An 18,708-nucleotide genomic window follows, 5' to 3' on the forward strand; every position below is an offset into this window, starting at 1 on the left:
GCGTAGGCGCATGGGCGTCTTCACTCTCGGCGGGCTCACCACGGCTCGCGCCTCCTCCCGCACCGATCTGCTCGCGCCGGCCACGCTCGCGACGCTCACAGCGCTTGGCTGGCTCGACGACGTCGGTGTCGTGGAGATCGACCCCGACGTCTCCGACACCGCTGCGACACAGGAGCGGTTCGGCCTGGAGGCGGACACACTCGCCAACTGCGTCGTCGTCGGCGGAAAGCGCGAGGGGGTCGAGCGGATCGCGGCGTGCGTCGTGCTCGCGACCACGCGCGCCGACGTGAACAACACCGTCAAGCGCCTGCTCGACGTCCGCAAGGCCTCGTTCCTGCCGATGGAGCGCGCGGTGGAGCTCACCGGCATGGAGTACGGCGGGATCACCGCCATCGGCCTGCCCGCGGAGTGGCCGCTGCTGGTGGACTCCCGCGTGGTCGCCGACGGGGTCGTTGTGATCATCGGCTCGGGCGTCCGGCGGTCGAAGATCCTGCTTCCCGGGAGGCTGCTCGGCGACCTCCCCTCGGCGCAGGTGATCGACGGACTCGGGCACGAGCTGACTCCGCGATGACCACAGCCGCCGTCGAGCGCCTCCTCGGTCCGGTGCGGTCACACCTGATCGAGACACTGTCGGGGCGCTCCGATCGGATTCCTGCCTGGGTCCTGCGTCTCGAGGAGGGCGAGGACGAGGGCTTCTTCCCCGCGGGAGGGGCGGCCTGGACGGTGCACGGCGGCATGCCGACGCTCGTCGCGGGCGTGCGTGCGCTCCTGCTGCAGGCGCTGCATCCCGGCGCGCTGGCCGGCGTGCGCGACCACTCCCGCTACCGGGAGGACCCGCTCGGCCGGTTGGCGGGCACCATCCAGTGGATCCACACCGTCACCTTCGGCAGTCGCGGGCAGGCGATCGCCGGGTCCCAGCTGGTGAAGTCGCTGCACGAGCGCGTGCGCGGACGCTACGTGGACGGGCGCGGCGTGACATGCCCGTACGCGGCGAACGACCCGGAGCTCGCGGCGTGGGTGCACCTGGCGTTCACCGACGCGTTCCTCACGGCGCACGAACGCTGGGGGTCGCCGATCCCGGGCGGCGCGGACGGTTACGTGGTCGAGTGGGCGACCGCCGCGGAGCTCATGGGCGTCGACGATCCGCCGCGGACCGCGGCCGGCCTGCGCTCGCGCATCGACGCGGTGACGGACGCGGGGGAGCTGCGAGGAGGACCGGAGGTCGAGGAGATCGTGCGTTTCATCCGGAACGCACCGCTGCGGCGGACGCTGCGCCCGTCGTTCCGGGTGCTGTTCCGCGCCGCGGTGTCCACGCTCGAGCCGCGGCACCGCGCGCTGCTCGGCCTGCCGACGGTCGACAGGCTTCCGGTCCATGGCGCGACGAGCCTCGTCCTCAGGGGAGCGCAGGTGCTGCTGGGGCCGCAGACCCAGGCAGAGCTGGCGGCCAGGCGCAGGCTGGCGCGACTCGACGGCCCGGGCCCTGGCGAAGGCCTGGGCCCTCCCGAAGGATAAGGGAAGTCCCGAAACGCCGCTGTCGAGATACGCTTTGCTCCGGTGGCCCGTTCACCGGTGAGCGGACCCGAGTCACCGGAGGTTGCCATGACATCCACCAGCCCATCCGCGACGGACGAAGCAGGGAACAAGGGCCTGAAAGGCGGTGCGCTCGGCCTGGTGTCGAGCGTCGTCGTCGGCGTGGCCTCCACGGCGCCTGCCTACAGTCTGGCGGCGAGCCTCGGCTTCATCGTCGTCGGCGGGACGCTCGCGGCAGGCGTCAAGGCCCCGGGCATCGTGCTCCTGGCCTTCATCCCGATGTACCTGATCGCCGTCGCATACCAGGAGCTCAACAAGGCGGAGCCGGACTGCGGCACGACCTTCACCTGGGCGGCGCGCGCCTTCGGCCCGATCACGGGCTGGATGGGCGGCTGGGGGATCGTGATCGCCGACGTGATCGTGATGTCGAACCTGGCGCAGATCGCAGGCAGTTACTCGTTCACGTTCATCGGCGGCTTCGGCCTGCCCGGGGTCGCCGCGCTCGCGACCAACAACGTCGCCGTGACGATTGCCGGCCTGATCTGGATCGCCGTGATGACCTGGATCTGCTACCGCGGCATCGAGGTGTCAGCGCGCGTGCAGTACGTCCTGCTCGGCTTCGAGGTCGTCATCCTGATCTTCTTCGCGGTGTTCGCGCTCGTGAAGGTCTATACCGGCAACGCCGAGCCGTACTCGCTCATCCCGCAGTGGTCGTGGTTCAACCCGTTCACGCTCGACTTCGGCCAGACCATCGCACCGGCACTGCTGACCGCGATCTTCATCTACTGGGGCTGGGACACCGCGGTCTCGATCAACGAGGAGACCAAGAACCCGGAGAAGACCCCGGGACGCGCTGCGGTGATCAGCACGCTGCTGCTGCTGGCCACCTACGCGATCGTGACCGTCGCGACCGTCGCGTTCGCCGGCGTCGGCGACAAGGGCATCGGCCTGGCCAACCCGGCGAACTCGTCCGATGTGTTCTCGGCGATCGGGCCGACGCTGTTCGGCAGCGGACCGGTCGGCTCCATCCTCTTGACGTTGCTCGGCTTCTCCATCCTGACCTCCGCGTCGGCTTCGACCCAGACCACGATCCTGCCGACGGCGCGCACGACCCTGTCGATGGCCGTGTACAAGGCGATCCCGGAGAAGTTCGCGCGCATCCACCCGAAGTTCCTCACGCCCACCTGGTCGACGATCGGGATGGGGATCGCTTCGGCGGCGTTCTATCTTCTCTTCACAGCCATCAGCGTCACCCTGTTGACGGCATTGATCGGGTCTCTCGGCCTCATGATCGCGTTCTATTACGGCCTCACCGGATTCGCCTGTGTCTGGTACTACCGCCGCACACTGTTCTCAAGCTTCCGGCACGCGATCATGCGCGGACTGTTCCCCCTGCTCGGCGGCCTGATGCTGGTGGCCGTGTTCGTCTACGGCGTGGTGCAGTTCGCCGCTCCCGACTGGCTGACGGACGAGAACGGCAAGAATGTCACGATCTTCGGGATCGGCGCAGAGGCCGTCGTCGGCATCGGCGGCATCCTGATCGGCGTCGTGCTCATGATCGTGTGGCGTCTGATCCGTCCTGATTACTTCAAGGGCCGTACTCTTCCCCGGCGGAGCGACGACATCGTGCTCGCTCCGGAGCCCGTGGGTGCGGACTCCGTGTTCGGAGGTGTGGCCACGCGCCTGCCCGCGACCGTCATCGCGCCCGACTTCTCCAACCTCCCCGAGGGAGAGACCCCCGTCAATGCGGATACGCTCGAGGTCGTCGACGAGCCTGCGGACGTCCCGCCGGCCGATCCCGACCTTCCGCGGAAGGAGAGCGAGTGAGCGAACGCAGCCGAACCGTCCACTGGGAGGATCCGGCGCCGGGCGTCGCGGTGATGCCGACGGTGAGCGGCCTGGAGTACCTGCACAAGATGATCGCGGGCGAGCTGCCGCCCCCTCCGATCGCGAGCCTGATGGGCATGACGCTGACGGAGGCGGAGCCTGGGCGCGCGGTCTTCGTCTGCGAGCCCGACGAGTCGCACTACAATCCGATCGGCACGGTGCACGGCGGACTCATGTGCACGCTGCTCGACTCAGCGCTCGGCTGTGCGGTGCAGACGACGCTGGCGGTCGGCCAGGGTTACACGTCGATCGAGATCAAGGTCAACTACCTGCGGCCGGTGTTCGCGAGCAGCGGCCCGCTGACGTGCAGTGCGACGGTGACGAAACCGGGCAACCGCGTCGCGTTCGCCGACGGAGTCGTCACGGACGGGACGGGCAAGACGGTCGCGACGGCCACGGGGTCGCTGCTCGTTTTCCCCATCGGCTGAGCTGCCCGATCGGCTGAGCTGGCCATCGGCCGCGCTGTCCTATCGGTTGAGCGCGCGTCAGTCCTGCTTCGCCGCGAGCAGCTGGTCGCGCACCTTGCGGCGGATCACCTTGCCGACGATGCTGCGCGGCAGCTCGTCCACCTGCACGACGCGCTTGGGGACCTTGTAGGCGGTCAGGCAATCGCGGCCGAAGGCGCGGATGGCGTCCTCGTCGAACGACGCCCCCGGCTCCATCACGACCGCAGCGACCACGTCCTCCCCGCCGTGGCGGTGCGGGAGTCCGACCGCGGCGACGTCCGCGACGCCCTCGAAGCCGCGCAGGGCGTCCTCCACCTCGGTCGGCGAGACATTGAAGCCGCCCGTGACGATGAGGTCCTTGATGCGGTCGACGATGCGCACGAAGCCGTCAGGATCCATCGTGACGATGTCGCCGGTGCGGAACCAGCCGTCCTTCGTGAAGACCTTCGCCGTCTCGTCCGTCTTGCGCCAGTAGCCCGAGAAGACCTGGGGTCCGCGGGCGAGCAGCTCGCCCTCCTCGCCGAAGGCGCGATCGGTGTCCAGGTCGTCCGGATCGACCACGCGCAGATCTGTGCCGGGGAGCGCGAGGCCGACGGCGCCGGCCTTCCTGGTCGCGCCGACCGGGTTCGCAATAAGGACCGGCGAGCACTCCGACAGTCCGTAGCCCTCCACGAGGTAACCGCCGGTCTTCGACTCCCAGAGGTCGACGATCGATGACGGCAGACTCATCGCTCCCGAGATCGCGATGTCGATACCCGACAGGGAGACCGTGCGCTTCTCGGCGGCCTGCACGAGTCGCTCGTAGATGGGAGGGACGGCGGGCAGGAACGTCGGCGGGTGCTTCTTGACGACGTCGAGCACCAGGTCCGGGTCGAACTTGGGGAAGAGGACGAGCCGTGAGCCCATGCTCATCGCGAAGGTCAGGCAGAGGGTGAGCCCGTAGGCGTGGAAGAGCGGGAGCACGGCATACACGACAGACGTGCCGCGCTCGATGGTCGGCACCCAGGCCCGGGCCTGGGCCGCGTTCACGGCGAGGTTCAGATGGCTGAGCATGACGCCCTTCGGCTGCCCGGTGGTCCCGCTCGTGTACTGGATGAGGGCGAGGTCGTCGCGCTCCGGTCGCGGCACAGAGGCCTTCAGCCGGCGCGACGAGACCAGGGACTCCCAGGTGATCGTGCCGGAGACCTTCGCAGTGAGCTGCTCGCGCGCCTTGCGTGCGGCGGGCACAGGGAGGCGCAGCGCGAACCGCTTGCTCGCGGGCATTCCGCGGGTGATGTCGACCGAGATGATCGTGGTCACCCCGAGATCGGCCGGGAGCTCCTGCACGGTGCGAGCGACCTTGTCCCAAACGATCGCGACAGTCGCGCCGTGATCCTCGAACTGGTGCCGCAGCTCGCGAGGCGTGTACAGCGGGTTGTGCTCGACGACGACGGCGCCCAGCCGGAGCGCCGCGTAGAAGGCCACCACATGCTGGGGACAGTTCGGCAGTACCAGCGCCACGCGGTCGCCCTTGCGCACTCCGCGCTCGCGCAGCCCCTCGGCCGCGCGGGCGATCTGATCGCCGAGCTCGGCATAGGTCGTCGTCGCACCGAAGAACTCCAGGGCGACGTGCTTGCGGTACGTCGCGACGGAGGCGTCGATGAGATGCGCGAGGGATCCGTCCGGGAGGTCGATGTCGGCGGGCACGTCCGGCGCGTAGCCGGCGACCCAGGGGCGATCGGTGTAGATGCTCACGTTGTCAGATTCTACGGGGGCGAGCGCCGCTATGAGGCCTGCGTCAGAGAGCGCACGGCCTCCTCGATCGGCGTAGCTCCGGAGACGACCTCCCAGGTGCGTCCGACGGTGGCGGGATCCGCGAGGCAGGCGGCGATCAGGCGCGCCACGTCCTCGCGGGCGATCTCGCCGAGCGGAACGCTCTCCCCGAGTAAGACATCGCCGGTTCCGTCGTCGACGGTGAGGCGCCCGGGGCGCAGGATGGTCCAGTCGAGACCGGACGACCGAAGCTCCGAGTCCGCGTCGCGCTTCGCCTCCACGTAGGCGCGCCACTGCGGATCGGCGTCGGCAGCGACGGGGGAGTCTACGCCCCATGCGCTCAGCTGGACGAAGCGGCGGATGCCGGCGCGCGCGGCGGCCTGCGCCGACTTCACCGACCCCGCGTAGTCGACCGTCCGCTTGCGCGCGACGCCGGAGCCCGGCCCGGCGCCGGCCGTGAACACGACCGCGTCGCAGCCGGCGATCGCCTGGGCGATCGCGTCGGAGTCCGACTGCTCGATGTCGAGCACGATGCCCTCCCCGCCGAGCCGGTAGACGTCGTCGGCGTGCTCGTCGGCGCGGACGAGGCCGACGAAGTCGTCCCCGTCGTCGTAGAGCACCCGCATGAGTTGCTGGGCGACTTTTCCGTGGGCTCCGACGATCGCGACTCGAGACATGCCTCCATCTTGCCCCTGATTGCGCCGGTGGTCCGCTCACGGCGAACGTTCCTGAGCTCCGGGGCGGGGTGCGCTACGGTCAGGAGCATGGCCGTACTGCTGGAACTCGTCGCGCGACTGGTGGCGGCCGTGTCCTCGAGTGCGGCCCTGTCTGTGAGCGCGGCGGCGTCCTCGATCGGGTTCGGGCCGTCGAGCGCATCGGGCCTGGTGGCCATCGCTGGTCTCGCCGGAGCGATCGGGCTGGTCGCGGTGATCGCAGCCGCCGCGGTGCGCTCCGTGGCGGCGCTGGCAGCCTCCCTGCGCGTGCGTGCGGCGTGGTCGAATCCGTCGCAGCCGACCGCCGGCTGGCTGCTCGAGAGCCAGGCCGATCCGGACGCCGACGGGCATCCCCGGCCGCGGGCTCCCGGCATCCCTCTGCCGGTCGCGTAGCGGGGCGTCACTTCGCCCCAGAGCCTCTTGCTTCGGCTCCTGCGCGGCCAGACGACGTCATCGTCCGTTCCGACAGCAGGGATGACCCCAGATGGACTTCTTCTCGTGGCCGCCGATCGCGGCCGTTCTCGACGCCGCCTACGGCTTCGTCACCGCACTCTCCGCATCCGTCGAACCCGTGGCCGGCTCGGCTGCGGCCCTCGTCGCCATCGTCGTCCTGACGGTGCTCGTACGGGCCCTTTTCATCCCCGTCGGTGTCAGCCAGGTGCGCGCCGAGTACACCCGGCGGCGCCTCGCGCCCGCTCTCGCCGACCTCCAGCGCCGGCACGGCTCCGACCGGGAGCTCCTCGCCCGCAAGACCATGGAGCTCTACCAGGCCGAGCGCACCTCGCCGTTCGCCGGGACGCTGCCCCTGCTGGCGCAGCTTCCAGTGATCTCCCTCGTCTACGCGATCTTCACGCACGCCACGATCGCGGGATACTCCAACGCGCTTCTCGGCGCGCACATCTTCGGCGCGCCTCTCGGCACGAGCTTCGTCGGCCTCACGGCCTCGGCATCCGTCTGGCCAGGCTTCTGGGTGTTCGCGGCCGTTCTGGTCCTCATCGCTGCGCTCACGACCGTGTCACGGCGCGTGCTCGCCGTTCCCCCGCCCAAGGCGAGCCCGGCGCCGACGGGTGCCCTTCGTGCGCTCTCGTTCCTCCCGTACGTCACGGTGGTGTTCGCCGCGTTCGTGCCGCTCGCGGCGGCCGTGTACATTCTGACCTCGACAGCATGGACCATCGTCGAGCGCCCGACGCTTCGTCGCCTGCTCGACCCGGAACGAGGGAGGCCGGCGCCATCGCCATCGCACTGAAGCCGAGCTGGAGGTCGACGCCGTCGACCCGCGGGCGCAGCGCGGCTGCGAGAAGGCCGGCTTCGTCGTCGAAGGGCGCCGCCGTGCCGCCCCGCTCAGAGACGGCGAGATGGATCGACGCAATCGGGATGGGATGCTTGAACCATGTGGAAGCGTGATCGCCCCCGACCTCCCCGCGACCCGCGAGCCGCCGTCCCCGGGCTCGGCGTGGGCGTACAGGTCTACGTTCTCGAGCACGAGCCCGCCGTCGACACCGACTGGCCAGACGAACCGACCGGTGTGATCATCGCGCCCGGCGATCGCGGTCTGAGGCAGGTGTCGCTGCCCACCGACGGCTACACCACGTGGGTCGTGGCGTTCAGCGAGCCGCAGTCGCGGCGCGACGGGAGCGGCCCGTTCGAGACGGCCGTCATCCTGTCGGCGCTGCTCGTCGCCGCAGACCCTGTCGGCGAGGGCTGAGCGATGCTGGGCGTCGGGCTCATCCGCGGGATCAACGTCGGAGGCAACGCGCGCGTAGCCAAGGCCGACCTCGCCGCGGCGTTCGTCGCGGCAGGCTTCGACGACGTCGTGACGCTCCTGCAGAGCGGCAACGTCGTGTTCCGGTCTGCGGCGGCGCCGACCGCGCGGCACACGGCGATCATCGCGGCCGCGCTGAAGAAGTCGTCGGGTGTGGAGGCGGGAGCCGTCCTCCTGGAGGATCGCGTCTTCCGTGAGCTCGCCGCCGCGAACCCTCTCCTGGAGGTCTCGGACGACGACTCGCGGCTGGTCGTCACCTTCCTCGACCACGACCTCCCGGCTAACGTGGTCGCGCCGGCGGACGACGAACTGGCTCCCGAGCGGGTGCGGCTCGGGGTGCGTGCGATCTACCAGTGGAGCCCGCTGGGCGTCTCGAAATCGGTCGTCCCGCCGGCGTTCTGGCGCCAGGTCGGGCAGGTCGCGACGGCCCGCAATCAGCGCACCGTGCTGCGGCTGCTCGCGGAACTCGACCGGCGCGGTTGACGCCGGAGAAACTCCCTGCTCGGTGTCACCGCCTGCTCTTACAATGTCGGCATGTTCGTCGAGGGCACGCTTCGATGGCAGGTCACAGAGGACTGTCCGTGGGACCTGTTGGTCGCGCTCGCCCTGCGTGACCTCGCCGGTCTCGAAGGCGCTGGCACGCACGCGCTGCCTCGGGTGACGCCCACGGTCGTGCCCGTGCTGCAGGGCGGCGCAACGGGAGGCGGCCGAGCGGTGAGCCCGGCGGCACGGAGTGCCTTGACGGGGCAGTGGGACGCGCTCTTCGAGGCGGCCGCCGATCGGGAGCACCGGCCGCTGACCCCGCTGCTGCAGCCTCCGCACTTCGCTGCGCTCGACCGGGCGCTGGAGTTGCAGGACTTCGTGCTGGCCCACCACGATGCGGCGGCCCGCTGGGCGCGCGACCGTCACGCGGAGTACGCGCGGACGAGCGCGGAGCAGCACGCGCAGCGCGCGGCGGACATCGTGGACGTCGTGCACGAGCGCGAGCACGACCTCCGTCGTCAGACCGGCTACTTCCGGTTGGACCTCGACGTGCTGCCGCTCGCCGAGAGCGGCGCCTGGATCGTCGGGCCGCACACGGTGGTGGTCAGCACCTCGTTGCGCGAGGACTCGCGAGCCTTCCGCGACTGGTTCCGCCCGCTCGTCGCCGCGCTGGTCTGACGCCGCGCGGTCAGACCTCCCGCCGATGGGCACCTTAACGCCCCTAAACGAACGTTTTAGGGGCGTAAGCGTGCCCTTCGACGGCCTTCGAGGGTGGGATGCGGTATTGGGTGGGACAATTCTTCCGTGGGTAAGACGGACGGCAGCGATCGGCGGGTGACGACCGCCGCCGTCGACGACTCCGACGCCACGATCCTGCACGTCGACATGGACGCCTTCTTCGCTTCGGTCGAGTTGCTCGACCGGCCAGACGCGCGCGGCAAGCCGGCGATCGTGGGGCATGCGGGAGGCCGCGGTGTGGTCACCAGCGCCACCTACGAGGCGCGCCGATTCGGCGTCCGCAGTGCGATGCCGGTGTCGCAGGCGCTCCGGCTCTGCCCGACCGCGATCATCCTTCCGCCGCACTACGAGAAGTACACCGAGTACTCCGGCAAGGTCATGCAGATCTTCCACGAGGTCACCCCGCTGGTCGAGCCGCTCAGCATCGACGAGGCGTTCCTCGACGTCGCCGGAGCCCGGCGCCTCCTCGGCTCGCCGCGTCGGATCGCCGAGCTGATCAGGGCGCGGGTGCGGGACGAGACCGGGCTGACCTGCTCGGTGGGCGTCGCCGGCACCAAGTTCATGGCCAAGCTCGCTTCGGGTCACGCCAAGCCCGACGGGATGCTCGTGATCCCGCCTGCGGAGGCGGTCGCGTACCTCCGGCCGCTGCCGGTCGGCGCGCTCTGGGGCGTCGGCGCCAGCACTCAGGCCTCTCTCGAGCGCATGGGGATGCGCACAGTGGCCGATCTCGCGGATGCGCCGTTCGCCGTGTTGCAGCGTGCCGTCGGCGACGCGACGGCGCACCGGCTGCACGAGCTGGCGCACGGCCGCGACCCGCGGCGGGTGATCACGGCCTCCCGTGAGAAGAGCATCGGGCACGAGAACACCTTCTCGGTCGACGTCGACGATGCCGACACGCTGCGCCGCGAACTGCTGCGGCTGTCGGGGCGGGTCGGCGAACGGCTGCGCAAGCACGGCATGGTCGGCCGGACCATCGCCCTGAAGATCCGGTACTCCGACTTCCGCACGATCTCCCGATCGCGCACGCTCGCCGAGCCGACCAACGTCGGCCGGCGGCTGTTCGAGGAGGCCTGGGACATCTTCGAGAGCGTGGGCATCGACCCGCGTTCCACTCCGATCCGCCTGATCGGCGTTCGTGCGGAGCAGCTACTGGACGCGGGAGGCGACACGCCGGCGCTGTGGGACCCTGACGAGGAGTGGCGGGAGGCGGAGCGGACGCTCGACGCCGTCAGCGCGCGTTTCGGCCGCGGCGCGATCGGCCCGGCCTCTCTCGTGCGCCGGTCGCTCGATGCCGAGCAGGCCGAGCGCGACGGCCGCAACCCGCGCTGGCTGAGCGACTGAGAGGGCGGTGCCCGCCGGCAATCGGCGCGGCCGGACACCAGCGCAGCCGGACGTCAGCGCAGCCCCACCTCGATGCCGCGATGGTCGGAGCCGTTCGCGTCCAGCACGGAGCTGCCGACCGTCGTGAGCCCTCGCACGAACGCGTGATCGAGCCGGACGGCCGGGAACGAAGCCGGCCAAGTGAAGCCCAGTCCGACGCTGCTGGACGTGGCCTCCGTCAGCTCGCTCTGCAGCGGGGCGAGCGTGCGATCGGTGCTGGCCGTGTTGAGGTCGCCCACGACGAGAAGACGCTCGGCGTGGTCGCGGGCGACGGTCTCCGTCAGCGTCTCGAGCATGCTGTCGCGCGACCCGGTCGCGAGAGGACGCGCGGAGGCCAGGTGGACGACGTACACGCGCGTGGGCGCGCCGGGAGTGTCCACGTCGACGCTGAGGCCACGACTCCAGCCGGGGGCGAGGTCGACTGTGCTGCCGCCGATGAGCTCGTGCGTGCTCCAGATTCCGACGGTGCCGACGACGTAGTGGTGCGGATAGGGCGCGTCCAGCACCTCCTCGACCGCGTGGAGGTTGTCGGCGTCCAACTCCTGCAGGGCGATGACGTCAGGGGAGCGGGCGGCGAGCGACCTGGCGATGTCGGCGGAAGCGACGTTCTGCGCATGGAGGTTCTCGCTCACCACGGTGAAGCGCGGCGAGCCCGCGCTCATCGACGGGAGCAGGGCCACCCCGAACGCCGACCACCAGACGGCCATGGCCGCCGCGACGGCGAGACCGGCGAAAAGCGAGAGCCGCACGAGAGCCGCGACCCCGAGCGCGACGAGCGCCACGCCGAGCCACGGCAGGAAGCTCTCGAGCATCGAAGCCGCGCCCGCGGTGTCCGGGAGCAGCCCGTGCCAGAGCAGGACCGCGCCGACAGCCAGTGCGACGAACCCGGTCAGCAGGCCGCGGGGGCGGCGAGGACGGGAGCGGGGCACTCGCCCGATTATTCCGGTCCCGCCGGGGAGAACCCGCCGCGAACCCTGTGTGCGCGGTGCGAACCGCCCTGGTCAGGCTGGGAGGCGACGGGTACGGTGAGTCCATGACGAACAACTCGCTCAAACTCGCGGAGACGATGAGCTCCTCCGGAATCAAGTCCGTCTACGGCGAGCCGATCGTCGTCAACGGCACGACAATCGTCCCCGTCGCCGCCGTGCAGTTCGGCTTCGGGGCCGGCGAAGGCGGCGGCACCGGCGACGAGGACGCCCCGGGCGGCGCGGGAGGCGGCGGTGCGGCCATCCCGTTCGGCGCGTACGTGAGCGACGAGACCGGCGTGCGCTTCCGGCCGAACATCATCACGCTGCTCGCGGTCGGCATCCCGTTCGTGTGGGTGGCCGGTCACGCCTGGACGCGCGTCATCAAAGCGCTCAAGCGCTGACACTCGGTGCGCTGACTCTCCGAACGATCGGGACTGCTTCGCTCCGCCTCCTCGCCGGAGGGATACACTGACTCCTGAACACGGGAGTCCGGTGAGCCGGGCTGAGAGGAAACTTCTCCAAGTTTCGACCGTCGAACCTGATCTGGGTCATGCCAGCGCAGGGAGGCATCTCACATCCCGTGCCCTCATTTCTGAAGAGAAGGGGCACGACCAGTGCACGCAACCATTTCGTCCGTCTCCGCACCGGCCAAGCGCGTCTTCCGCTGGCGAGTCGTCGACATCGTCGTCGCCAGTGTGGTCGCCGTCGCATCCGGCGTCGTCTTCTGGGTCTGGGGTCAGGCCTACAACCCGATCTCCGGTCCGGTGACCGCCGTTCTCCCGGGGTTCCAGGGCATCCTGAACGGCCCCTGGCTGTTCGCCGGGGTGCTCACCGCCCTGATCGTCCGCAAGCCGGGCGCAGCGCTTTACGGTGAGGTCGTCGCTGCTGTGGTCTCGATGCTCATCGGCACGCAGTGGGGCTTCGCGACGCTGCTCTCCGGGGTCGTGCAGGGTCTCGGCGCCGAAATCGTCTTCGCGCTGTTCCTCTACGCGCGCTGGACGCTCGGCACCGCCCTCCTCGCGGGCGCGGGCACCGGGATCGCGGAGTCGATCCTGGACCTGCTCTACTCCTACCCGGGCGCCAAGCCGGAATTCGCCATCGTCTACACGATCACGACGACGATCTCGGGCGTCGTCGTCGCCGGACTGGGCTCCTGGCTGCTGGTGAAGGCGCTCGCGCGCACCGGCGCGCTCAGCCGGTTCGCGGCGGGCCGCGAGGCGACGGGACGCGTCTAGGCCGCGGGACGGGACGTTACCCGATGTCGGACTCATTGTCTCCGAGGCCGCCTGCCCCGGTCGCCGTTCGGGTCGGCGACTGGGGTTGGCGCTACGCCGGGCGCAGCGCCTGGGCCGTCCGTGGGCTGTCGCTGTCGGTGGAGCCGGGGGAACGCGTGCTCCTGCTCGGCGCCTCCGGCGCGGGAAAGTCGACGGTGCTCGCCGGCCTCGCCGGGGTGCTCGGCGGTGACGACGACGGCGAGACCGAAGGGTCGCTGCGCATCGACGGCCGGGCTCCGGCGGAGGCGCGCGGCCGCTCCGGCCTGCTGCTGCAGGACCCCGACGCGCAGGTGATCCTCGCGCGTGTGGGCGACGACGTCGCGTTCGCGTGCGAGAACCTCGGCGTGCCCAGGGACGAGCTGTGGGCACGTGTCCACGCGTCGCTTGGCGCGGTCGGTCTCGACCTGCCGCTCGACCGCTCGACTGCGCAACTCTCGGGAGGGCAGAAGCAACGGCTCGCGCTCGCGGGCCTGCTCGCGATGCGTCCCGGGCTGCTGCTGCTCGACGAGCCGACCGCGAATCTGGACCCGGAGGGTGCGCGGGAGGTCCGGGACGCGGTCGCCGGTGTCCTCGCCGCCTCCGGTGCCACGCTGATCGTCGTCGAGCACCGGGTGGCGGTCTGGCGCGACCTGGTCGACCGTGTCGTGGTGCTCGACGCCGCCGGCGGCGTCCTCGCCGACGGAGTGCCGGACGATGTGCTCGCCGATGGTGCGGGCGACCTGCGGAGTGCGGGCGTGTGGCTGCCGGACGAGCCCGTGCCCGAGCCGCCGACGGTCGCGGTCGGAGCCCCATTGCTGGAGGCCCGCGACCTCGCCGTCGGCCGTGCGCCTCTGTTCTCCGGCCGCCGTCGCGGGGTCGGAGGGAAGGGCCGGCAGCGTCGACCCGATGCCGCGCTCGGCGAGCACGCGCTTCCGTTCCTCACCGACGTCACGGTGGCGGAGGGCTCTGCTCTGGCGGTGACCGGGCGCAGCGGCGCCGGCAAGTCGACCCTCGCGCTCACGCTCGGCGGGCTGCTGCCGCGACTAGGCGGAACACTCAGCGCGTCATCCGCTCTCGCGGACGGCGCGGGCCCCGATCCGGGTGCCTGGCGATCCCGGGAGCTGCTGACCCGCATCGGAAGTGTCTTCCAGAACCCGGAGCACCAGTTCCTCGCCTCCACCGTCCGCGACGAGCTCGCCGCGGGGCCGCGCGCGTTGCGCCTGAGCACGGACGAGACCGATCGGCGCGTGACCGAGCTGCTGGAGGCGCTCGGCCTCGCCGCGCTGGCCGAGGCGAACCCGTATACGCTCTCCGGAGGCCAGAAGCGCCGGCTGTCCGTGGGGACGGCGCTCGCGACGCGGCCGCGGATGCTCGTGCTCGACGAGCCCACCTTCGGACAGGACGCGACCACGTGGCGTGGCCTCGTCGAGCTGATCGCGTCGTTGCGGGCCGATGGCCACGCGATCGTCGCCGCCACCCACGATGCGCAGTTCGCGTCCGCTGTGGGTGCGAGCGAGCTCCGGGTCGGCGCTCACCAGGAGGCTGTCGCATGACCATCGCTGAACCCGTGCGCAGCGGCCCGCTCGCCACCCTCAATCCGGTCTCGAAGCTCGGTGCGGCTCTCATCGTGACGGCCGTGCTGCTCGTTTCGATCGATCCGGTGTCGGCGGGTGTGGCACTCGCGCTGGAGGGGGTGCTGCTGTGCTTCGTCGGCATACCGGCTGTCGTGCTGCTCGCCCGGACCGCTCCGGTCCTGATCGCGGCCCCGCTCGCGGCACTGACGACGGTGCTCTACGGTCGCACGAGCGGCACCGTGTATCTGCACTGGTGGGCGATCGAGGTCAGCACCGGATCGCTGCAGCTGGGTCTCGCGACCCTGCTGCGCGTCCTGGCGATCGGGCTGCCCGCCGTTCTGCTCTTCATCACCATCGACCCGACGGATCTGGCGGACGGTCTGGCGCAGCTGCTGAAGCTGCCGGCGCGATTCGTGGTCGGCGCGCTCGCGGGCCTCCGGCTGGTCGGTCTGTTCGTCGACGACTGGCGCGCGCTGTCGTTGGCCAGGCGGGCACGCGGTGTGGCGGAGTCGGGAGCATTCCGCCGGTTCCTCGGCCAGTCGTTCGCGCTCTTCGTCCTGTCCATCCGGCGCGGCTCGAAACTGGCGACCGCGATGGAGGCCCGCGGGTTCGGGGCGTCCACTGAGCGGACCTGGGCGCGACCGTCGGTGTTCCGCGCTCGGGACTGGGCTGCGCTGGTCGTCGCCCTGGCCGTGGCGGGGACGGCCTCGGCCGTTGCGATCGCAGTGGGGAGCTGGAATGTCCTGGGGTCCTGACGCTGAGCGCCGCCTGGAGACGGTGCTCGCTGCGGTCGCCGCCGCCGCCGCTTCCGCGGGCGCCGCCGCGCCCGTCGTGCTGATCGACGGGCCGAGCGGCGCGGGCAAGAGCTCCTTCGCCGATCTGCTCCTGTCGCGCTGGCCCGGCGACGTGCCACCGCGGATCGTCCGGATGGACGACCTCTATCCGGGTTGGGACGGACTCGACGCCGCCAGCTGCTCGCTGCACGCTGAGCTGCTCGAGCCGCTCGCGACCTCCGGGATCGGTCGGTGGCGACGCTGGGACTGGACCCGGGAACGTCCCGCCGAATGGCACGAGCTGACCGGGCGGGCGCCCGTGCTGGTCGAGGGCTGCGGCACGCTCGCCGGAGCGAACGTGCGCTGGGCTCATCTCGCGCTCTGGCTCGACGCGGACGACGAGCTGCGCAAGGAGCGTGCCCTCGACCGCGACGGTGAGACCTTCGCGTCGCACTGGGATCAGTGGCAGGCCGTATTCGAGCGCTATCTGGACAGGGAGGACCCGCGCGCCAACGCCGACCTGGTCCTCGACGTGACCGACTGGCCGCTCGCATCTGCACCCCGGCACGCGACCGGGTCTACGGTGGTGCCATGAGCGAGACACCCCACTCGAACCCCGAATACATCGTCGAGTACGCGGACGGCCCGCTTGCCGGGACGGCCGAGCGGCGATTCCTGGTCGGCGGCGTCGTGGACGAGCGCATCGGTGCCGTCGCCGCGGTCGAAGGGCTCGAGTCCGTGTTCTGGTACGTCGCGGGCCAGGAGCGGGTCGTGAACGGCGAACGCCATGTCGCGTACCATTTCGACGCGCCGGACAGCGACCCCGTCGAGGCCGACAAAGACGAGGAGTCGCTCTAGCCGGAGTCGGCAGCGCAACGCCCCGGAGGCGGGCGACTCCCCGGGGCGTTGCACTGCGCACTCTGACGAGGTCAGTTCTCCTGACTCTGCGACCGGCGGCGGGCGATGATCATGATCGCGATACCGCCTCCTGCCAGCGCGAGTAGGCCGGCCAGGGGCGCGAGCCACATCGGGACGGTGCTGCCCGTGTGAGGCAGAGCAGCGTGATCGACGACGACCGGCGCTGCGGGTACGGCGATGTCGACCACGGCTTCGGACTCCTCCGAGTGGAGGCTCGTCCCCGCCGGATCGGCGGCGTCTGCCGTCGCGCGGTTGGTGATCCGACCCGAGGCGATGTCCGCGTCGGTCACCGGGTAGTCGGCTGTGCAGGTCAACGACGCGCCCGCTGCGATGCTGTTCTGAGTCGGGCAGACGACCATGAGCGGGCCCCCTGTGCCCGAGAAGGCCTGCTCGGTGACCGACACATCGCTGAGGGTGACGTTTCCGGTGTTGGTGACGCGGAAGGAGTAGCCGACGCTCTGACCCCGCGCAGTGATGGTGGTCGGGCTGGCTGTCTTGTCGAGTGTGAGGCTCGGCGTCGCCGGGATCGTGGTGGTCGCGCTCGAGTCCGTCGAGGTGACGGCGCCGCCCGCCGGATCGACTCCGGTGGCGACGGCGGTGTTGTCGACGTGCCCGGCGTCCGCATCGTGCTGGGTCAGCTCGTACGGGGCGGTGCAGGTGACGGAGGCTCCCGGCGCGAGCGACGCGGCAGAGGCCGGACAGCTGACGACCGGAACCGGTCCGCTGCCGGTGAAGCTGCTCTCGGTCACGCCGACACCCGTGACGGGGACGTTGCCCGTGTTCTCAATCACGTACGAGTAGGTGACGACCTCGCCAGGGCCGCTCGCGGTGCCGTGGTCGACCGACTTGGTGAGGGTCAGGGCCGGCGCCGGGGCGACGGCGACGACCGCCGTGGCGTCAGGGCTGGTGACGGCTCCGGTCACGGCGTCCTGGCCCGAGGCCACGGCCGTGTTCGAGACGGAGCCGGTCGCCACGTCCGCTGCCGTCACGACATAGCTCGCGGTGCACTGGGTGCTGGCCGCAGGGGCCAGCGTGGTGGTCGCGCACGTCGGTGCAGGGGGCGTGCCCGTGCCTGTGAAGTTCGTCTCTGCGATGTCGATCGCCGAGATGCTCGTGTTCCCGTCGTTCGTCACCGAGTACGCGTAGTCCACGGTGTCGCCGGCCTGCGTGAAGGTGGTGGGAGTCGCCGACTTCGTGAGCGCAAGGGACGGAGATCGCGCCTCGTTCGTGAAGGTGCAGACCACCGACGGCGACTCGCCCGCGAACGGATCGAGTGTGAAGGTCGCGGTCGTTCCGGACCCGGTGATCGGGAACTCGGGGTTCGTCGCGTTGACGGTGTCGACGCAGCTGTAGGTCGTGAGATAGCGGGAGAGGTCGGTGGTGCCGGCCGCTGTCTCCGTGGCCGTGTAGGCGTCATTGAAGCGCGCGAGCGCCGGGCCGGCCTGGAGCACCTGTCCGCCGGCCGTCAGCTGCGGCCCGGTGGCGGTGCCCACCGTGGTCGCAGTGGCCGGGAGGCTGATGGTCGGCCCCGTGGCCGTCAGGGTGAACTGGTCGGTCGGGTTGACGCGAGAGACGACGTTCTTCTGGACGCTGACGGTGGGCGGGAAGGCGCAGCTCGCGAGGTCGATCAGGCCTCTCCCGGTCGGCCCGGCCAGGGACGCGGGGAGGGAAGTCAACGCGCCCCGGGGAGTTCCCGTCCCGGGGTCGATCGTGAACACGCCGTTGGTCCCGCCCTGACTGAGGTAGAGCGTCCCGGTGCCGTCGAAAGCGATTCCGTTGACGGCGACGCCCCCCGGCACCGTGAAGGTGCTGAGCTCGGTGGGGACGAGGGTCGTCGCCTGCGCCGCGGTCTGCGGCAGCGGTGCCGGCATGACCATCAACGTTCCGCTGGTGGCATTCGACGCGACCAAGTACAGGTTTCCCGCCCCGTCGAATGCGATGTCGCCGTTGTTCTGGCCCGCCGGCGCGGTGAACGTGATCAGCGGGGCATTGCTGATGAGCTGGTTCGTCCGGGTGTCGAAGCCCCAGATGTGCCCTTCCGTGCCTCCGGAAGTCTGGACGTCCCCGAAGTAGTAGATACCGGAGACGGGGTCCACCGCGCCGGTGGTGATGGACACCCCTGCAGTGTTTCCCGGGTAGCTCGCCCAGGTTCCGTTCACGGCGTCGTATCTCATGATGGTCGCACCGAGGTCGGAGGCGTTGTAGGCCGCGCGGCCGTCGGCGGTGATGCCGAGCCCGTTCGGGTTCAGGCCGAGGGTCGTGCTGGTCGACTCGACTGCCGCACTCAGCTGCGCGCCGCCGACGGACGTGCCGTCGATGGCGAGGACCTCGGAGGCGCTGGGCCCGGCCGCGTCGCCGGGGACTTCGCCGTAGACCGCCGTCCCACTGCAGGTCAGGACGCCGGCGGCCTGGGCCGACGGGGTCGCCACAGGCCAGGCCGTCGAAGCCAGCGTCGCCAGGAGCGTCGCGGCGAAGGTCAGTGCAAGCCAGGGACGGGCTCCGTGCTTCGGGGGTTTGGTGTGGGAGGGCAT

Annotated in this window: 20 protein-coding genes and 1 riboswitch; of the genes, 16 read left to right on the plus strand and 4 right to left on the minus strand. The window is 70.7% G+C overall.

What is annotated here, in order from left to right:
- The first annotated feature begins 10 nt into the window (after window positions 1-10).
- The 4 genes from ACPPVW_RS14500 (at window position 11) to ACPPVW_RS14515 (ending at window position 3,845) form a co-directional block, all read left to right on the plus strand.
- Window positions 11-571 carry a YbaK/EbsC family protein gene (locus ACPPVW_RS14500; RefSeq protein ID WP_426623801.1) on the plus strand — a complete coding sequence of 187 codons (561 nt, stop codon included), beginning with the start codon at window positions 11-13 and terminating at the stop codon, window positions 569-571.
- Window positions 568-1,512, plus strand: a complete 945-nt coding sequence (locus ACPPVW_RS14505; protein ID WP_426623802.1) for an oxygenase MpaB family protein — start codon at window positions 568-570, stop codon at window positions 1,510-1,512. Before ACPPVW_RS14500 ends, ACPPVW_RS14505 begins: the two co-directional genes overlap by 4 nt.
- An 87-nt stretch (window positions 1,513-1,599) precedes the next feature.
- Complete coding sequence (locus tag ACPPVW_RS14510; protein ID WP_426623803.1) at window positions 1,600-3,357, plus strand: APC family permease; 1,758 nt, start codon at window positions 1,600-1,602, stop codon at window positions 3,355-3,357.
- Between the two features lie 53 nt (window positions 3,358-3,410).
- Window positions 3,411-3,845 carry a PaaI family thioesterase gene (locus tag ACPPVW_RS14515; RefSeq protein WP_426626311.1) on the plus strand — a complete coding sequence of 145 codons (435 nt, stop codon included), beginning with the start codon at window positions 3,411-3,413 and terminating at the stop codon, window positions 3,843-3,845.
- 57 nt (window positions 3,846-3,902) lie between these two features.
- Here the strand turns inward: ACPPVW_RS14515 and ACPPVW_RS14520 are convergent, their stop codons facing one another.
- Together ACPPVW_RS14520 and ACPPVW_RS14525 are read right to left on the minus strand one after the other, a co-directional pair.
- Window positions 3,903-5,597: a long-chain-fatty-acid--CoA ligase gene (locus ACPPVW_RS14520; protein WP_426623804.1), complete on the minus strand. Its 1,695-nt coding sequence runs from the start codon at window positions 5,595-5,597 to the stop codon at window positions 3,903-3,905.
- A gap of 29 nt (window positions 5,598-5,626) precedes the next feature.
- Window positions 5,627-6,292 carry an SDR family oxidoreductase gene (locus ACPPVW_RS14525; protein WP_426623805.1) on the minus strand — a complete coding sequence of 222 codons (666 nt, stop codon included), beginning with the start codon at window positions 6,290-6,292 and terminating at the stop codon, window positions 5,627-5,629.
- Window positions 6,293-6,379: 87 nt separating this feature from the next.
- Between ACPPVW_RS14525 and ACPPVW_RS14530 the strand changes: the two genes are divergently transcribed.
- From ACPPVW_RS14530 to ACPPVW_RS14555, 6 genes are all read left to right on the plus strand, one after another.
- Window positions 6,380-6,721, plus strand: coding sequence for a DUF6412 domain-containing protein (locus ACPPVW_RS14530; RefSeq protein WP_426623806.1), 342 nt, complete (start codon window positions 6,380-6,382; stop codon window positions 6,719-6,721).
- Window positions 6,722-6,812: 91 nt separating this feature from the next.
- Window positions 6,813-7,574: a YidC/Oxa1 family membrane protein insertase gene (locus ACPPVW_RS14535; RefSeq protein WP_426623807.1), complete on the plus strand. Its 762-nt coding sequence runs from the start codon at window positions 6,813-6,815 to the stop codon at window positions 7,572-7,574.
- A 144-nt stretch (window positions 7,575-7,718) separates the two neighbouring features.
- On the plus strand, window positions 7,719-8,033 hold the full coding sequence (locus ACPPVW_RS14540; protein WP_426623808.1) for a hypothetical protein: 315 nt from the start codon (window positions 7,719-7,721) through the stop codon (window positions 8,031-8,033).
- Window positions 8,034-8,036: 3 nt separating this feature from the next.
- Window positions 8,037-8,573 (plus strand): DUF1697 domain-containing protein, encoded by a 537-nt coding sequence (locus ACPPVW_RS14545; protein ID WP_426623809.1) that lies wholly within the window; start codon window positions 8,037-8,039, stop codon window positions 8,571-8,573.
- Window positions 8,574-8,624: 51 nt separating this feature from the next.
- Window positions 8,625-9,251 carry a hypothetical protein gene (locus ACPPVW_RS14550; protein WP_426623810.1) on the plus strand — a complete coding sequence of 209 codons (627 nt, stop codon included), beginning with the start codon at window positions 8,625-8,627 and terminating at the stop codon, window positions 9,249-9,251.
- A gap of 126 nt (window positions 9,252-9,377) precedes the next feature.
- A complete protein-coding gene (locus ACPPVW_RS14555; protein ID WP_426623811.1) occupies window positions 9,378-10,652 on the plus strand; it encodes a DNA polymerase IV in 1,275 nt (424 codons plus the stop codon).
- A 53-nt stretch (window positions 10,653-10,705) separates the two neighbouring features.
- Here the strand turns inward: ACPPVW_RS14555 and ACPPVW_RS14560 are convergent, their stop codons facing one another.
- On the minus strand, window positions 10,706-11,620 hold the full coding sequence (locus tag ACPPVW_RS14560; RefSeq protein WP_426623812.1) for an endonuclease/exonuclease/phosphatase family protein: 915 nt from the start codon (window positions 11,618-11,620) through the stop codon (window positions 10,706-10,708).
- A 104-nt stretch (window positions 11,621-11,724) separates the two neighbouring features.
- Here ACPPVW_RS14560 and ACPPVW_RS14565 point away from each other — a divergent pair, with 104 nt between their 5' ends.
- The 6 genes from ACPPVW_RS14565 to ACPPVW_RS14590 all read left to right on the plus strand — a co-directional run bounded on the left by ACPPVW_RS14565 (window position 11,725) and on the right by ACPPVW_RS14590 (window position 16,117).
- Window positions 11,725-12,060, plus strand: a complete 336-nt coding sequence (locus tag ACPPVW_RS14565) for a spore germination protein GerW family protein (RefSeq protein WP_426623813.1) — start codon at window positions 11,725-11,727, stop codon at window positions 12,058-12,060.
- 79 nt (window positions 12,061-12,139) lie between these two features.
- A riboswitch (TPP riboswitch) is annotated at window positions 12,140-12,241 on the plus strand.
- A gap of 32 nt (window positions 12,242-12,273) precedes the next feature.
- A complete protein-coding gene (locus tag ACPPVW_RS14570) occupies window positions 12,274-12,894 on the plus strand; it encodes an ECF transporter S component (protein ID WP_426623814.1) in 621 nt (206 codons plus the stop codon).
- A gap of 23 nt (window positions 12,895-12,917) precedes the next feature.
- The gene (locus ACPPVW_RS14575; protein WP_426623815.1) at window positions 12,918-14,465 is read left to right on the plus strand and encodes an ABC transporter ATP-binding protein; all 1,548 of its coding nucleotides are present in this window, start codon (window positions 12,918-12,920) and stop codon (window positions 14,463-14,465) included.
- Complete coding sequence (locus ACPPVW_RS14580; protein WP_426623816.1) at window positions 14,462-15,241, plus strand: energy-coupling factor transporter transmembrane component T family protein; 780 nt, start codon at window positions 14,462-14,464, stop codon at window positions 15,239-15,241. The genes ACPPVW_RS14575 and ACPPVW_RS14580 overlap by 4 nt, the downstream gene beginning before the upstream one ends.
- The gene (locus ACPPVW_RS14585; protein ID WP_426623817.1) at window positions 15,225-15,854 is read left to right on the plus strand and encodes an ATP-binding protein; all 630 of its coding nucleotides are present in this window, start codon (window positions 15,225-15,227) and stop codon (window positions 15,852-15,854) included. Before ACPPVW_RS14580 ends, ACPPVW_RS14585 begins: the two co-directional genes overlap by 17 nt.
- Complete coding sequence (locus tag ACPPVW_RS14590) at window positions 15,851-16,117, plus strand: hypothetical protein (protein WP_426623818.1); 267 nt, start codon at window positions 15,851-15,853, stop codon at window positions 16,115-16,117. Before ACPPVW_RS14585 ends, ACPPVW_RS14590 begins: the two co-directional genes overlap by 4 nt.
- 71 nt (window positions 16,118-16,188) lie before the next feature.
- Here the strand turns inward: ACPPVW_RS14590 and ACPPVW_RS14595 are convergent, their stop codons facing one another.
- Window positions 16,189-18,708 (minus strand): DUF7507 domain-containing protein, encoded by a 2,520-nt coding sequence (locus tag ACPPVW_RS14595; RefSeq protein WP_426623819.1) that lies wholly within the window; start codon window positions 18,706-18,708, stop codon window positions 16,189-16,191.

Source organism: Leifsonia sp. McL0607 (assembly GCF_049993355.1).
Lineage (GTDB): Bacteria > Actinomycetota > Actinomycetes > Actinomycetales > Microbacteriaceae > Leifsonia.